Below are 15596 nucleotides of genomic sequence, written 5' to 3'. Positions count from 1 at the left end.
CACCCCCTACAGCGAGTTCATGTGGGCGAACCTCCTCCGATCGCGCGTCGACGCGAAGCTGATCGCCAGCGACATAGACAAGGCTTTGCGTGACGGGCTCAGCCTTGCGCATGACAGGTCCGCCAGTTTTCTGCCGGGCTGGTGCGGTGTCTCGGACTGACGGGATTTTTGGGGCGGAAGCTCCACTATCCGGCGTCAGCCGAGCCGACCGGAATTTTCGTTGTAGTATTCCGTTAGTACCTGCAGGCGTACCTGCACTGCTAAGCTCCTCCCATTGGTTTTGGGAGGAACAGATGACAGCTTCGAAAATTCTGATGATCACCGGTGACTTCACCGAAGACTATGAAACGATGGTCCCGTTTCAGACGCTGCTTGCCTGCGGCTATACCGTCCATGCCGCCTGCCCCGGCAAGAAGGCCGGAGAGACGGTCGCGACCGCCATCCATGACTTCGAAGGCGACCAGACCTATTCCGAAAAGCGCGGCCACAACTTCGCGCTCAACGCTACCTTCTCCAGCATTCGCGCCGACGACTACGACGCGCTCGTCATACCCGGCGGCCGGGCGCCCGAGTATCTGCGCCTTAACCCCGATGTCATCAAGGCTGTGCAGCATTTCTTCGAGGCCGGAAAGCCGGTGGCGGCCATCTGCCACGGCGCGCAGCTTCTTGCCGCAGCCGGCGTGCTGAAGGGGCGCACATGCTCTGCCTATCCCGCCTGCCGCCCGGAAGTCGAACTCGCCGGCGGCATTTATGCCGATATCGCGATCGATGACGCGGTCTCGGACGGCAATCTCGTCACCGCCCCCGCATGGCCGGCGCATCCTTCGTGGCTGCGGCAGTTCATGGCTGTGCTCGACGCCTCCGCCCTGCTACAAACGGACGCCGCCTGAGGAAGCGGAAAAGGGAGGGTCGTGATGTGCGAGTTGTTCATTAAGGCGGACGCAAGGCTCTGGGAAAGCACAACGCGTTCGCTACGCATCGATGGCATGGTGACAAGCGTTCGGCTGGAGAACTTCTTCTGGTCGAAGCTCGAGGAGATCGCCCATCGCGATCGCATGAACGTCACGCAGTTGATAACCAAGCTGCATCATGAGTCCATCGATGCCGGCCACGATCTTGGGAACTTCACTTCGTTTCTGAGGGTCTGTTGCGCGCGCTATCTCGACCTTCAACTGACCGGGGACATTCCGACGGATGTCAAACAACCGATCGCCGGGCTGAACGCTCCGGCGATCCTCGTTCGCGAGCAGGAAAAATACCACTAAGGCAGCGGCCCTCGACGGTTGAGGGCCGGCAAGAACCACCGCACCCTCGGCCGGCTCGCCTGAAGCGGCTGAGGGTATTGCGGTTCGGAAGCGTTCCCGTTGCGAATGTCAGGATGGCTGCGGCGCTGCAGGCGGTCGTCATTTAGACCTTCGCTTGCAGCCGCTCGGCCTGGGCAATGGTGACGCCGCCGATAGTGCCGGGTCCCCGCGTGCAGCGACCGGCAGAGCCATCTGTCGGCCGAGCGCCCGCAGAAGGGAACAGCCTCCACGGCCACACTCGGTTCCCGTCATATCGATACGGAAGCATTCCGCCCGAACTTCCGCACGTTTTCGCTACAGACCCCGAGCACAGCCCACGCCAAGCGGAATTCAGCCATGCTGCCCCGATCAGCCGTATCGACTGCTCGCCATCCCGGCGCCGTTTCCGATTCGGCAACTTCCAGAAGACTCATTGCCTGAAACAGGAAATTTTCGACAAGAATTACCTTAGCCGACTGAAATACTCTTGACGCAGTTCCGTTTCGGAAATTTACTCCGGTCATCAAGGCCGAAATGGAAACGGTGATGACCCAACGCTACCTCGTCGATGATCTGGACCGCGAGATTATCCGTTATCTCTCCGAAGACGGACGCCTTTCGGCGGCCGAGATCGCCGGCCGGATCGGCAGCGTCTCGGAACGCACGATCCGCAACCGCATTGCCGGATTGCTCCAGGCCAAAATGATCGTCATCGGCGCCATTCCAGATCCGGTGGCGCTCGGACGCGATGTCCAGGTCGAGCTTTTGATCGAAGTCGAGCCCGGCAAACAGGAAGACGTCGCCATCCTGCTCGCCGAGTATGACGAGATCGGCTACCTCGCCGCCACGAGCGGTACGGCGAACCTCAGCGCTTCGCTCTTCGTCTCCGACCATGCGGCTTTGCTCGAATTCATCGATCAGGAACTGGGCAAACTGCCCGGCGTCAAGCGCGTCACGAGCTCGGTCGTGCTGCGCCTCTACAAGGTATTTGGCACGAGGACGACCGCAATTAGCCGCGGTACGGATCTCGGCGGCAAGAAAAAGGGATAGACCATGCTTCGTATCGGAGTGGATGTCGGCGGAACCAATACGGACGCAGCGCTGCTGCGCGGCGCCGAGGTCCTGGCCACGGTAAAATCCTCGACCACCGCGGACGTGACATCGGGCGTCAGCGCAGCAATCCGCACGGTCCTGGCCGAAGCAGGCGTTTCTGCCGGCGCGGTCAATGCGGTGATGATCGGCACCACGCACTTCCTCAACGCCATCGTCGAGGGCCGGCACCTTGAAAAGGTTGGCGTTCTCCGACTTTGCGGCGCGGCGACGCGCTCGCTGCCGCCAATGATCGATTGGCCGGACACGCTTCGCCCCGTCGTCGACGGTGGTGCCGCCCTGGTTGGCGGTGGCGTCAATTACGATGGCTCGGAGATTGCGCCGCTCGACGATGTGGCGATCCGCGCGGCGTGCCGCGATTGGCGGGCGCGTGGCATCTCCGCCGTCGCGATCTGCTCGGTCTTCGCCCTGGTCGACCCGAAAATGGAAAACGACGCGGCGGAAATCGTCGCAGAAGAAATGCCGGGCGCGGCAATCAGCCTGTCGCACCGCGTCGGCCGCACCGGCCTCCTGCCCCGCGAAAACGCCGCGATCCTCAATGCGAGCCTCCACACGCTCGGACGCGAAACGGTCGGCGCCTTCCGCTCGGCTTTTGCCGCTCTCGGCCTCACCTGCCCGCTTTTCCTCACACAGAACGACGGAACGCTGATGGCAGCCGAGTTCGCCGAGCGGTATCCAGTCTTCACGATCGCGTCGGGACCGACCAACTCCATGCGCGGCGCGGCCTTCCTCACCGGGCTCTCCGACGCGGCCGTGATCGATATCGGCGGCACCACCACGGATATCGGCATGCTGGTCGCCGGCTTTCCGCGCACCCGCAGCGAAGGCGCGATGATCGGCGGCGTGCCGACCAATTTCCGCGTGCCGGATGTCTACTCCTTCGGCCTTGGCGGCGGCAGCATCGTACGCCCCGGTCCGGCTTCGACGATCGGTCCGGATTCGGTCGGTTTTCGGCTGCCGGAAAAGGCTCTCTGCTTCGGCGGCGACACGCTGACGGCAACCGATATCGCCGTCGCTGCCGGCCTCGTCGACCTCGGCGACCGCAGCCGCCTCAGCCACATCACGGCGGAACTGGCGCACATGATGCTAGCGCAGATGAAAGCCAGCATCGAAACGGTGCTGGACCGCATGAAGCCGAGCGCCGATCCGATCCCCGCCATTCTCGTCGGCGGCGGCTCGGTGCTGGTCGAGGGGCTGCTGGAGGGAACATCCGTTTCACTCAAGCCTGATCATTTCGGTTCGGCCAACGCAATCGGTGCGGCAATCGCGCAGGTCTCCGGCGAGGTGGACAGCGTGGTTTCGCTCGAAGGCACCACGCGGGAAATCGCACTGGAATCCATTGTCGCGGAGGCTCGGGCGCGCGCCGTCGAGGCCGGCGCAGATGCCGATACGACCACCCTTGCCGAAATCGAAGAAACGCCGCTGGCTTACCTGCCCGGCAATGCCGTTCGCGTCGCCGCGAAAGTGATTGGGGAGTTGCGGGCATGAAGTACTGGACGCTCAGCGAAGCGGATATCGATCGCATCGCCATCGGCTGCGGCATTCTGGGAACCGGCGGCGGCGGTAGCACCTATCATGGCCTGCTGCGTGCCAAGGCGCTTTTGCGCGAAGGCAAGCGCATTCGCATGGTGCGGCCGGCCGACATGGCACCGGATGCCCAGATTCTCGGTATCGGCGGCATCGGTGCCCCGACCGTGGGTATCGAGAAGATCGCGGAAGGCAGTGAGGGCGTCCGGCTATTGAACGCGCTCGAACGACATCTGGGCCGCAAGGTCGATGCACTGCTCGGTGACGAAGTCGGTGGTGGTAACGGCATCGCGCCGATGCTGACGGCGGCGATGGTCGATCTGCCTGTCGTCGATGCGGACGGCATGGGTCGCGCTTTCCCGGAAGTGCAGATGACGACTTTCTTCATCCACGGCCAGGCGGTGCAGCCCGCGGCCCTTGCCGATGCGGACGGCAATGTGCTCGTCGTCACCGACGCGACGACGCCGAAGATGCTGGAGAAGCTGCTGCGCGCCAGCACCATTGCCATGGGATGCACGGCACTGATGACGACGGCGCCGATGTCCGGTGAATTCGTCCGCCGTTTCGGCGTGCCCCACACCACCAGCCAGGCCTGGAGCCTCGGGGATGCTGTCATGAACGCGCGCGCGGCCAAGGAGGATCCGGTCGAGGCCATCTTGAAGCAATCCGGTGGTGTGCGGTTGATGCGTGGCAAGGTGACCGATATCAGCCGCCGCGTTATGGCGGGCTTCACCCGCGGCAAGCTCACCGTTGCGGGCCTGGATGCGGACGCGGGGCGCACACTGACGGTCGACATCCAGAACGAATATCTGATCGCGCGTGAAGGCGAAGAGATCATCACCATGGTGCCGGACCTGATCTGCATCGTGGATTCAGAGACCGGTCGGGCGATCGGCACGGAAGAGCTGCGCTACGGCCTGCGCATCGACGTGTTGTCCATGCCTGCCCCGGTTCTGCTGCGCAGCGAAATCGCGCTCGCCTCCGTCGGCCCGCGTGCCTTTGGTTACGATTTCGACTTCGTGCCGATGGGCGTGTCTGCGGATGCGCCTGCCGTACCCCACTACAAAGAAGACGCCTAAGCGTCCGCCCCTCCAGAACTCGATTGGGAGCCCGACATGAACCGCCGCAATTTCTTGAAAACCGCCGCCCTCACTGCTCTCGCCACAGCCGCCGCGTCGCATTGGAATTTTGCCATGGCTGAGGGCACGAGCAGCATCTTCACGCTCGCCTATCCGACGAGCTTTCCGGATCTCGACCCCGCCACCTCCTTTTCCAACGACGGCGCGGTGCTTGCCAATGTCTACGAAGGGCTGACGCGCTACATTCCCGCGACCGACAAGGCCGAAGCCAAAATCGAGCCTCTGCTTGCCACCTCCTGGGACGTGAGCGCAGACGGCAAGACCTGGACCTTCACCCTGCGTGATGGCGTGAAGTTCCATGACGGCAGCCCGCTGACCTCACAGGCGGTCAAGGGCTCGATCGAGCGGACCAAGAAAATCGGCGGCGGTGCGTCCTTCATCTGGGGCCCGGTTTCGTCCATCGAAACGCCGGAACCGCTGAAGGTAGTCTTCGTGCTTTCCGAACCGCAGCCATTGGACCTCATCGCATCAGCCGGCTTTGCCGCCTGGATCTACGCGCCTTCTGCGCATGACAAGAAAGCTTCCTGGTTCAATGCCGGCAACGATGCAGGGACCGGAGCGTTCAAGATTTCGCGTTACGAGCCCGGTCAGCGCGCCGTTCTCGACCGGGTCGAAGGCTATTGGGGCAAGGTGCCGGATGGCGCCTTCCAGACGATCTCGTTCGAGATCGTCGAGGATGCGACGCTCGCTCAGAACATGATCGAGAGCGGCCAGGCCGACTGGACCTACAGCCTCCCCTACGAAAATCTCGAGGCGTTGAAGTCCAATGCCGATCTCAACGTGGTCGTCAATCCTTCCTTCGAAACGCTGTTCGGCCTCTACAACGTCAAGCGTGCGCCACTCGACAAGGTCAAGGTGCGTCAGGCCCTGTCGCTCGCCTTTCCCTATGACGACGTGATCGCCGCGGGCACGAGCGGCTTCGGCACGCGTGCCAAGGGTGTTGTGCCGGCCGGCATCTGGGGCCATGACGCCAATGCGCCGATACCGAAAACTGATCTGGAAGCAGCCAAGGCCCTGCTTGCCGAAGAAGGCATCGAACCGGGTCTGGAACTGGTCATGACCTACTCCACATCCCAGGCGATCGAGGCGGTCGCAGGCGAACTCTGGAAGGCCAACCTGGAGACGCTCGGCATCACGCTGAAACTCCAGCCGATGGCATGGGAAGCGCAGTGGCAGCTCGGCAAATCGAACCCCGAAGCGGCGCAGGACATTTTCGTTATGTTCTGGTGGCCGACCTTCGTCACCCCCTATGACTACCTCTTCAACCTGTTCCACAGTGAAGAGAAGCCGAATTTCAATCTCGGCTACTATTCCAACCCCGAGGTGGACGCCAAGATCGATGAAGCGGCCAAGCTCTCGGGCACGGACCGCCCGCGCGCCGAGGCGCTGTTCGTCGAGGCGCAGCGCAAGATCATCGAGGACGCGGCAGCCATCTTCATGCTTGACCAGCCGAACGTCCACATCATCCGTGCGGACATCAAGGGCTATGCCGATAATCCGGCCTACGGGCACATCGCCTTTGTCAACGATCTGAGCCGGTAGGCACGCGGGGGGTCTGATGGAACTTCTACGCTACATCCTGCGCCGTACGTTTCTCTCCGCCTTCGTATTGGTCGGCGTGACCTTCCTGGTCTTCGTGGTGGCACAGGTCGTACCGTCGGACCCCGCAGCGCTCTATGCGGGCCCGCGTCCCACGGCCGAGCAAATCGAGAAGGCGCGCCAGGAGCTTAATCTCGACGCGCCTCTTCCGGCCCGTTTCGCGACTTTCGCCGGCGCTATGGCGTCCGCCGATTTCGGCATCTCCTACAAGTCCAGACGCCTCATCGCGGAGGATCTCAGGGCCTATCTTCCGGCCACCCTGGAGCTTGCCATATTTTCGACCGGCCTTGCGCTCCTGATCGGTATCCCGCTCGGCGTCATCGCCGCGGCGCGGCAAGACGGTTGGGCGGACCGGTTCTGCAGTTTCGGTTCTATCGCGGCCGTCGCGATGCCGACCTTTTTCCTGGCCATGATCCTGCAGCTCATCTTTGCGCAATGGCTTGGTATCCTCCCGCTCTCCGGCCGACTTTCCAGAGAGATCGCGATCTCCGCGCCGCTGCCGATGGTGACCGGTTTCAACTTGATCGACGCGCTCATCGCCGGCCGCCTCGACGCATTCGGCGATGCCCTGACGCATCTGATCCTGCCGGCGTTGACGCTCGCCTCCTATCCTGCAGGCGTCGCCATGCGGCTGACACGCTCGGCCATGATCGAAATCCTTGAGCGCCGCCATATCGTTGCGGCCCGCGCGCTCGGCCTTTCCGAACCGCGCATCCTATTTGGTCACGCGCTGCCGAACGCCATGGGGCCGGCGCTGACAGTGATCGGTCTCTCCTTTGCCTATGCCCTGACCGGCGCGGTGCTCGTCGAGATCATTTTCGCCTGGCCGGGTCTCGGCCGTTACGTCTCCGACGCGATCCTCGCCAAGGACTTTCCGGTCATCGCCGCCGTCACCATGGTTGTCACCATCTGCTACGTGGTGATGAACCTGCTGATCGATATCACCCAGGCCCTTGTCGACCCGCGGGTGGCGCTGTCATGAAAAAGCTCCTCCAACGCCTCGGCTGGCCTGGCACCCTCGCCCTTGCCATCGTCCTTCTCTTCGTGCTCGTCGCGCTCTTCGCGCCGTGGATCGCGCCTTATCCCGTGCAGGGGGCCGGCGGACCGAATGTTGTCGCCAAGCTCTCGCCGCCCTCCGCAGACTACTGGCTGGGTACAGACCATCTTGGCCGGGATATTCTGAGCCGCATTGCTTACGGCACCCGGGTGTCGCTGACGAATGGTATGCTAATCGTCGCCTTCTCGCTGCTCATCGGCCTGCCGATCGGTCTTGCCGCCGGCTACTTCGGCGGTTGGGTCGACGAGGCGCTGATGCGCGGCACCGACGTCTTCCTTGCCTTCCCTGCACTATTGCTAGCGGTGCTGATGGCCGCCGCCCTCGGACCGGGCTTTCTGAACAGCGTCATCGCCGTCGCTGTCACCTGGTGGCCCTGGTATGCGCGACTGGCCCGCGCGGAGGTGCTGGTGCTGCGTGGTCAGCCCTATGTGGAGGCGGCGCAACTCTCCGGCGTCTCGCATTGGCGCATCATCCTCCGCCACATCCTGCCGGCGACAGGCAGGCCGCTGACCGTGCAGGCTGCTCTCGATGTCGGGCCGGCACTTCTTACCGCGGCTGCCCTCTCCTTCCTTGGCCTGGGCGTGTTGCCGCCGACCGCCGACTGGGGCCAGATGGTCGATGCCGGTCGAAAGTTCTTCCCCGCGCGCTGGTGGTATTCGGCGATGCCGGGCCTCACCATCTTCGTCATCGCGCTCGCCTTCAGCGTGCTCGGCGATGCGCTGCGAGAGCGCAAGGGAGGGACTGCTCGTGCCTCTGCTTGATATCCGCAACCTGTCGGTCAGCATCCCGACATCAGAAGGCGACGTTCACGCGGTGCGTGCGGTCAGCCTCGAGATCGAGCGCGGCGAGATCCACGGCGTCATCGGCGAATCCGGCTGCGGCAAGACCATGACCGGGATGGCGGCACTTGGCCTGGCTCCGAAGGGTGCCCGCATCGTTGCCGACCGGTTCCATTTTGACGGCGAGGATCTTCGGGAGCATGCGGCGCGCCTGCGTGGCCGGCGTATCGGCATGATCGCCCAGGATCCTGCCGCCGCCCTCAATCCGGTTCTCAGCATCGCCACGCAGATGGACGATGTGATCCGCGCCCATCGCGACCTGCCGCATCGGGCGAGGCGCGCGGAGGCGATCGATCTGCTGGCCTCAACGGGACTGTCTGATCCTGAAAGAGTGCTCCGCAGCTATCCGCACCAGCTTTCCGGCGGCATGCAGCAGCGCGTGGTCATCGCCCAGGCGCTGGCGACCGGCGCGGACTTCCTGATCGCCGACGAGCCGACCACAGCGCTCGACGTCTCGGTCGGCGCCCAAGTTCTGGCGCTTCTGCGCAAGCTGGTGACCGAGCGCGGCCTCACCGTTTTGATGATCACCCACGACATGGACGTCATCGCCGAGGCCTGCGATCGTGCAACCGTGCTCTACGCAGGCCGCTCCGTCGAGACCGGCCCGCTCGATGCCGTGTTGCAAAATCCCGGGCACCCCTACACCCGTGCCCTGCTCGCCGCACTCCCCGACGCTGCACCGCTCGGAGCACGGCTTGCGGCCATCGAGGGCTCCATCCCGCCGCCGCGCTCGGCAATTGCCGGCTGTGCCTTTGCCACGCGCTGTCCCCAGGCGCTCCATGAGTGCGCAGTCACGCCACCGCCGGAGCGCAGCCGTGCTGCGCATCGCTGGCTATGCCACCTGCCGGAGGATGCTGCATGACCACGCCGATACTGGACATCGACAATCTCGTGATCCGCTACCGCGCCGGTCTCTTCGCTGCGCGCCCAAAACCCGCAGTCAACGGCGCAAGCTTCCGCCTTGCCAAGGGCGAGACCCTCGGCATCGTCGGCGAAAGCGGCTCTGGCAAGACAAGTCTCCTGCGCGCCATCCTTCGGCTCCTTCCGGTGGAAAGCGGGCAGATCCGGCTCGACGGCCAGGACTGGCTGGCGCTGCGGGGCAGCGCGTTGCGCCGGGAACGCCAGAAGATCGGCGTCGTGCTGCAAAACCCCTTCCTCTCGTTGAGCCCGAGATTGACGATCGCCGATATCCTTGCCGAGCCGATCCTGGCGCAAGGCGGCCGACACGACGCGGCCATGCGGAAGAAGATCGCGGGCCTGCTCTGCGACTGCGGGCTGCCGGCCGATTTTCTCGACCGACGCGCAAGCGAACTCTCCGGTGGTCAGGCCCAGCGCGTGGCGATCGCCCGCGCACTGGCGCTGGAGCCGAGCCTCCTCATTCTCGACGAGCCGACATCGGCGCTCGACGTCTCGGTGCAGGCACAGATCCTCAATCTCCTTTCGGATCTGAAGGAAAGCCGCGGGCTGTCGATGCTCTTCGTAACCCATAATCTGAAGGTCGTCGCACATGTCTCCGACGCGCTTCTGGTCATGCGGCACGGCGACGTCATCGAATTCGGCAGAACGAAAGAGGTGATCGGCGCTCCAGCCGATCCCTATACGCGCGAACTGCTTTCCTACGGGCGCCGCGAAAAGCTTGTCGAGCACGAACTGGCTCCCGGCTGACGCCAAGCGCCTGCCTCGCTTTCGTTTTCAGTGGTCTGCATAGGCAACGACTGAACTGCCATGCCCAATCTCACTGCGCAACCGGCGGCCATGCGATGACCGCCGGTGCAATTGGTCGTCTCGGCGTCAGAGGCGGGCTACTTCGTGACCGTCAGCATCGCATGCATGCCGGCTTCGAAGTGTCCCTTGATATTGCAGAGCAGTACATAGGACCCTGGCGTGAGCTTGGCCTTCATCTGGCCATCGGCACCCGGTTTCAGGTCGGACACCTCGCCAAGGCTTTTCAGCTGCTTTTCGTTGACGCGGTGCTTGGCCGCGACGACATCGATCTTCTGGTCGGCCGATTTCAGCTTGATCAACACCATCTCGTGCTCTTCTGTCATTGCGTCGTTGTGGACCATAAACGTCGTCTCGCCGGCCTTGATGGTCGATTGATCCAGTGTGAGGGTCATCGAACCGCCAGCCTCGCCGCTCTCGACAACTTTGACGGTCGTGCCGGCAAATGCAGGCGACGTCAGACAGATGAAAGTAAGCACTGCTAGCTTGTTTCGGGTGAACCGCATTTTAAGTTTCCCTTTTTTTGCTGCCGTTTATCGGCGATTTGCGCCATGACGCGAGACCTTGCTGACCGGTGGGCTCTTCCTTGGTCAGGACGCGATCGTGCGTTCAGCCTCGGCGCAATGAGCGGAACCGATCGGCAATGCCGTGCGGCCCCGACGCCGTTCTAGGCGACACACCCTGTCCATCGGCTGTCCTGCAGCTGCATTGTGACGGCGCCAGGGTTTTGCGGACGGAACCGGCTCGACACGCCATCGCTTGGTTGGAGGCCGCCATCAGCAGCCTCCTCCAGTACAGTCGGACGAGCCGATGGACAGGGTGTGGCCTCCGCCGGCCGTGCTTTGGCGAAAAGTCTCCCGATGCGGCTTTCGCCAGATCAATCCGCGCGTTCAGCGGCCCCGGCCGCCGCCGCCACGTCCTCCACCGCCGCCACCACCACGGAAGGCCGCCCCACCGCCCCGACCGCCACCACCGTGGAACCCGCCGCGGCTGCCGCCCTGAAAACCGCCGCCGCGATAGCCGCCGCCACGGTCAAAGCTTTGGAAGTTGCGGCCGGACTCCTGATAGAGCCGGCCATAGTTGCGGCTCAGTTCATTCTGGTTGCCGAACTGTCGTCCGGCGCGATCCAAGGAAAGATGGTCCGGCGCCCGCTGACGAGCCTGCTGGTTGCGGCGTGGTGCGGGCCTTGTCTCGACCCGGTTCTGAATACGTTGGGCGGCTTGAGGTCGATTGGATGCTACACGCTGACCGGCATCTCGCAGGTTCTCTCCGTCCGGCCGCTGAACCGGTTGCCAGCCATCCGGCGTGTGCTTCTGCCACTGCCCGTCCTGGCGACGATAGACGCTGCCGTCGCGACCGGCATAGACGTCACCACCCTTGCTGCCGACGATGAAGCCTTTGTTGCCTTCCGTGTTGCGCCAGCGCAGACCGCCGGCACTGCCTGTTGTTCCGCCGCTGATACGCGCGAATTCTCCGCCGTGCTTGACGGCAACGCTGCCCCAGGAACCGTAGACATTCTGCCCGCCGCGCGCGACCATGGCGTTGCCGGTCCTTGGATTGTAGGCGGAGATGAAGCCCCGTTCGCCGCCAGGTCCTGCCGCAGCACCGGCGCGGAACCGGGTCCCGGTGACGGGATTATAAGCCGCGCCAAATGCCAAACCCCTCTCGGGACCGTAGGCATAGCCATAGCGGCCGAAGGTTCCGTAGGCCGGGTTGTATGAGGCGCCAAACCCATAGCTGATCGGAGGCGGATAATAGGGCCAATCGTCATCGTAATAGTCCCAATAGGGTGGATAGTACCAACCTGAGCCCCAGACGACCGTGTCCCAGGCGAGATAGGTATAGAGATAGCCGAGGGTGTAGCCGTACCAGACGGCGTCCGGTTCCGTGTCGTAAACGCGGACATAGGTGGCGTTATAGACCGGAGACGACGATGGAATGCCGTAGATCTCATCGGCAACCGCGCGCGCAACGGCAAAGGGCCCGGTCGGCGTATCGCCGACGAACCAGATGCCATCCTTGAGGACGAAATACTTGTCCGCGACCTTGATGACCTGCTCGTTTGCGTTGACGGCATAAAACAGGGACGTGCCTTCGATCGGCTCGAACTTCGGCTCTCCATTGTAGCGTACGTCCACCTTCAATGAACCATCGGTCGAAACCCGCGCAAGCTTCGGAATGCTCGCCCTCAGACGCGCCATTGCGCTTTCGGAGGTGCCGGGGATCGAAGCACGCACGGCTGAGTAGGGCGCGTCGTCGGGTAGATTCACGAAATCTTCCGGCAGATCGGGAGTGGCAAAACTCCAGGGTCCTTCGAGCGAGGCTGATGAGAACCACCTGCCGGAGAGAAGGGTGTACCAGTTCTTGCTAGCCCTATGGAAAAAGACCGAGCTGGTCGTATTGGAAACCCAATCTAGCCCTGTGCCCGTCACCGGTTCCAGGACCGGCTTTCCGTCAAAGATCAAGAGCTCCGCTGGCTTCTCCGAATAGTAAACCTTCGGGATCTCGTTCTCGTTGAAGCGCGTTGGCGGAAGGGAGGCCTTTACCCCTTTCCAGTTCTCGATGTCCGGCAGTTTGGAAAACAGATCCGGAACCGTTTCTGCCTCAACCCAGCTGGTCTCCAATGTCTTCGAGGTGAGCCAGTTCTTGTCGCTTCGCAGATAGTAATCGCCTGATTGTTCGACTTTAAACAGGTCCCAATTCGTGTTGACCACGAACGATAGGCCCTCAACGCCCTTGACCGGGGCCGTAACCGCCTTGCCATCCGTCTGCAACAGGATCGCTGGCGCCTCGCTCTCAAAGATCGGCGGCGGGTCGGCCTTGATATCCGGAACGTCTGCGAGACGCTCAAAATCCGCAAGGCTCGCGGCCAGTCGCTGCTGTGACACGACGATCGGATCGGTAGGAACAAGCTTGCCGATATCGAGCGCGAGATCGGCAAGTTGCTGGCGGTCGAGCGCAGAGAACTCGAGCCGCGTGGTGCGAACATCCGTCAGAGTGACGTTTTCAGATGCATCGTCAGCGACGGTCTTGGCCGAAAGCCCGATGATCCCGTAGACCGGCTTCGCGTCTGCCGCCGATTTGAGTTCGGTGGCGACAAGAGCCTCGAGCACCTTGAAATCCTTCCAGGATGTTATCTGCGGCTGAAAGAGCGTGATCGTCGCGCCCTTGTCGGTGTTGAACACCCTTGGCCAGGCAGGCGCGGTGGCGTCAGACTGGTTGAGATATTTGCCCGCAACGAACCCATTTGCGCCGGAATAACTCACGGCACACCAGCTGGCTTCCGAATCACACTCCTTGATATCGACTTCCTCTCCCTGGGGAATGACGCGTATCGCGTCAAATCCAGTGCCCGGGCCTACCCTGAAATTCACATTTGCCGTCAGGACGGCGGGGTCCGCAAATGCAGAGGTCGAGAAGAACGAAGCGACCGTGAGGTAGGCAAGAATTCTACGCATGATCACATTCCTTCATTGGTGTGTACGGTGTGTTCAAGTCCTGTTGGCTGAAAGTTGCACTAGGCACGGATCGTCGCGCAAAGGCGTCTCGAGATCGCAGCTATTCGGCGTCGTTTAATTCGGAAATCATTGCACATTCGATGACGAGTGCAACTGGCAATGCGGCCAACTTCTAATTAAACCGCGCGTTGAACGATGCCTTCTCTGTTGCCCGTAGAGCAGACCCCATCGCGGCGCCCCCCGGTTGGTGGAGCGGCTGGAGAACGGCATCTTCCGGTATCGTGAATGTCCAATCTTGCAGATGGTTTCGGTACCCCCGCCTGACGGGAAAGGGCGTGCTTTTCGTGCTCTCCTTTTCGGGCCGCAAGAGTTATCCTGTGTTCGAATATCGAGATTGCCAAGAAGGCCGGCGCACGTATAGTTTCCATCTCTCCCGGCGGCTTCGTCGTCGCCTCCCACCGATGAAAACGTCATTCTCAACGCCTGCCGCTTGTCGATCCACTCCTCATCGTACCGATCTGCGGCACCCAGATGTATGATGCTCGACGTGCTTTTTTACCCTGCTCGCGCGCAAATGCGAGGCAGATGCTTTATGAAACTGATGCAAGGATAGTGAACATGGAAACGACCTTTTCTCCGGTGCTGACCGTTTGCGGCATCGAGGAGCTTCCGGGGCAGAGCAGCCGAAACGTGACCCACGTTCTGTCGATCGTCGATCCGGAACTCCCGGAACTGGAAGCTTTCGGCGCCTATGGCGAACACCACCGCACGACGCTGCGTTTCCACGATATCATTGCGGCGGCACCGAACCGGGTGATGCCCCGCCCGGACCACGTGGAGGCCATTCTTCGCTTCGGTACAGATTTCCTGATACGGCAGGATCGGGAAGCCGCGAGCCATGTACTGGTTCATTGCCATATGGGCGTATCGCGCTCGACGGCAGCCATGCTGACCCTCATGGCGCAGGCAAACCCGGATGAGCCCGGCGAAAGCCTCTTTGCCCGCCTTGCCGCCATACGCCCGCAAGCGTGGCCGAATTCCCAGATGATTGGCTTTGCCGACGAGCAGCTCGGTCGCCGGGGTGACCTCACTGCGGCGCTTGGCCGCCACTATGGTCGGCAGATCAAGAGCCGCCCCGAGTTCACCGAATGGATGACGACACTCGGCCGCGATGCCGAATTGCAGATGGCCATCCACGACTGACCGCCTAAGGCGCACCCGGTCTCGAGGCATCATCGGCAGAGGCGCTCAGCGTGGATATTGTAGAATTCTTCGCAGAGCGCCCACCTTCAGGAACACCGCGCGATCCAAGTGGCTGGCAGCAGCGACAGCAGACTCTCGCCTCCACGATGGCCGATGTCTGCAAGATGCGGCCAATGGCGACGCACGGCAAAAAGGGAACGGCATGATGAGCGAGCGTGACGTCGAAGAGATTTCCGCACTGATGATTGCAAGCTTCCGCCAGCTGACAGGCAGAAGCTTAGGTGATCCTTCCGCGGATGGCAGGTGGCTTTATGCATCCGCGCCGTTCGCCTTGCTCGCACATGACCGGTCCGAGGATCCCCGTTTCATATACGCGAACAAGACGGCCCAGGCCTGTTTCGGATACTCTTGGGAGGAATTCATCGGTATGCCGTCGCGCCTTTCTGCCGAGGCGCCAGACCGCGAAGAAAGGCAGCGTCTTCTAGACGGCGTCTCCGCCAAAGGTTTCATCGACAACTATCGCGGCGTTCGGATCGCGAAATCCGGACGCCGGTTCTGGATCGAAAACGCGACCGTCTGGCAGCTTGTGCGCACCGACGGCGCCTGTGTCGGCCAGGCCGCCGTCTTTCACACCTGGAAGGACCGGTAAGAGCGCTTTG

The 15596-nt window shown here is 62.5% G+C and carries 14 protein-coding genes; 12 read left to right on the top strand and 2 right to left on the bottom strand.

Annotated elements, in window-relative coordinates; translation table 11 throughout:
- Nucleotides 1–293 precede the first annotated feature (293 nt).
- The 10 genes from ACTJKM_RS22360 to ACTJKM_RS22315 all read left to right on the top strand — a co-directional run bounded on the left by ACTJKM_RS22360 (nt 294) and on the right by ACTJKM_RS22315 (nt 10219).
- Nucleotides 294–890 carry a DJ-1/PfpI family protein gene (locus ACTJKM_RS22360; protein WP_058321348.1) on the top strand — a complete coding sequence of 199 codons (597 nt, stop codon included), beginning with the start codon at nt 294–296 and terminating at the stop codon, nt 888–890.
- Nucleotides 891–914: 24 nt separating this feature from the next.
- The gene (locus ACTJKM_RS22355) at nt 915–1265 is read left to right on the top strand and encodes a ribbon-helix-helix domain-containing protein (protein ID WP_057249375.1); all 351 of its coding nucleotides are present in this window, start codon (nt 915–917) and stop codon (nt 1263–1265) included.
- A gap of 564 nt (nt 1266–1829) precedes the next feature.
- On the top strand, nt 1830–2333 hold the full coding sequence (locus tag ACTJKM_RS22350; protein ID WP_162764751.1) for an Lrp/AsnC family transcriptional regulator: 504 nt from the start codon (nt 1830–1832) through the stop codon (nt 2331–2333).
- 3 nt (nt 2334–2336) lie between these two features.
- A complete protein-coding gene (locus ACTJKM_RS22345; RefSeq protein ID WP_440660943.1) occupies nt 2337–3881 on the top strand; it encodes a hydantoinase/oxoprolinase N-terminal domain-containing protein in 1545 nt (514 codons plus the stop codon).
- Nucleotides 3878–4999, top strand: a complete 1122-nt coding sequence (locus ACTJKM_RS22340) for a DUF917 domain-containing protein (RefSeq protein WP_440660942.1) — start codon at nt 3878–3880, stop codon at nt 4997–4999. The genes ACTJKM_RS22345 and ACTJKM_RS22340 overlap by 4 nt, the downstream gene beginning before the upstream one ends.
- A gap of 36 nt (nt 5000–5035) precedes the next feature.
- Nucleotides 5036–6601, top strand: a complete 1566-nt coding sequence (locus tag ACTJKM_RS22335; RefSeq protein ID WP_440660941.1) for an ABC transporter substrate-binding protein — start codon at nt 5036–5038, stop codon at nt 6599–6601.
- 16 nt (nt 6602–6617) lie between these two features.
- Nucleotides 6618–7640: an ABC transporter permease gene (locus tag ACTJKM_RS22330; RefSeq protein ID WP_440660939.1), complete on the top strand. Its 1023-nt coding sequence runs from the start codon at nt 6618–6620 to the stop codon at nt 7638–7640.
- On the top strand, nt 7637–8476 hold the full coding sequence (locus ACTJKM_RS22325) for an ABC transporter permease (RefSeq protein ID WP_058328952.1): 840 nt from the start codon (nt 7637–7639) through the stop codon (nt 8474–8476). The genes ACTJKM_RS22330 and ACTJKM_RS22325 overlap by 4 nt, the downstream gene beginning before the upstream one ends.
- A complete protein-coding gene (locus tag ACTJKM_RS22320; RefSeq protein WP_440660937.1) occupies nt 8463–9416 on the top strand; it encodes an ABC transporter ATP-binding protein in 954 nt (317 codons plus the stop codon). The genes ACTJKM_RS22325 and ACTJKM_RS22320 overlap by 14 nt, the downstream gene beginning before the upstream one ends.
- Nucleotides 9413–10219, top strand: a complete 807-nt coding sequence (locus tag ACTJKM_RS22315; RefSeq protein ID WP_058328954.1) for an ABC transporter ATP-binding protein — start codon at nt 9413–9415, stop codon at nt 10217–10219. The genes ACTJKM_RS22320 and ACTJKM_RS22315 overlap by 4 nt, the downstream gene beginning before the upstream one ends.
- 137 nt (nt 10220–10356) lie before the next feature.
- On the opposite strand, the gene ACTJKM_RS22310 is transcribed toward ACTJKM_RS22315, so the two are convergent.
- Together ACTJKM_RS22310 and ACTJKM_RS22305 are read right to left on the bottom strand one after the other, a co-directional pair.
- Nucleotides 10357–10782, bottom strand: a complete 426-nt coding sequence (locus tag ACTJKM_RS22310) for a plastocyanin/azurin family copper-binding protein (RefSeq protein ID WP_057249384.1) — start codon at nt 10780–10782, stop codon at nt 10357–10359.
- Between the two features lie 384 nt (nt 10783–11166).
- Nucleotides 11167–13734 carry an SH3 domain-containing protein gene (locus ACTJKM_RS22305; RefSeq protein ID WP_063893413.1) on the bottom strand — a complete coding sequence of 856 codons (2568 nt, stop codon included), beginning with the start codon at nt 13732–13734 and terminating at the stop codon, nt 11167–11169.
- A 618-nt stretch (nt 13735–14352) separates the two neighbouring features.
- Between ACTJKM_RS22305 and ACTJKM_RS22300 the strand changes: the two genes are divergently transcribed.
- Both ACTJKM_RS22300 and ACTJKM_RS22295 read left to right on the top strand, forming a co-directional pair.
- Nucleotides 14353–14937, top strand: a complete 585-nt coding sequence (locus ACTJKM_RS22300; RefSeq protein ID WP_058328956.1) for a tyrosine phosphatase family protein — start codon at nt 14353–14355, stop codon at nt 14935–14937.
- 202 nt (nt 14938–15139) lie between these two features.
- Nucleotides 15140–15586 (top strand): MEKHLA domain-containing protein, encoded by a 447-nt coding sequence (locus ACTJKM_RS22295; RefSeq protein ID WP_058328957.1) that lies wholly within the window; start codon nt 15140–15142, stop codon nt 15584–15586.
- Nucleotides 15587–15596: the final 10 nt, after the last annotated feature.

The organism is Ensifer sp. 22460 (assembly GCF_052044935.1).
In the GTDB taxonomy this organism is placed as follows: Bacteria; Pseudomonadota; Alphaproteobacteria; order Rhizobiales; family Rhizobiaceae; genus Ensifer.
The sequence above is the reverse complement of the archived record's forward strand: the minus strand, read 5'-3'. Positions and strand labels throughout refer to the sequence as shown.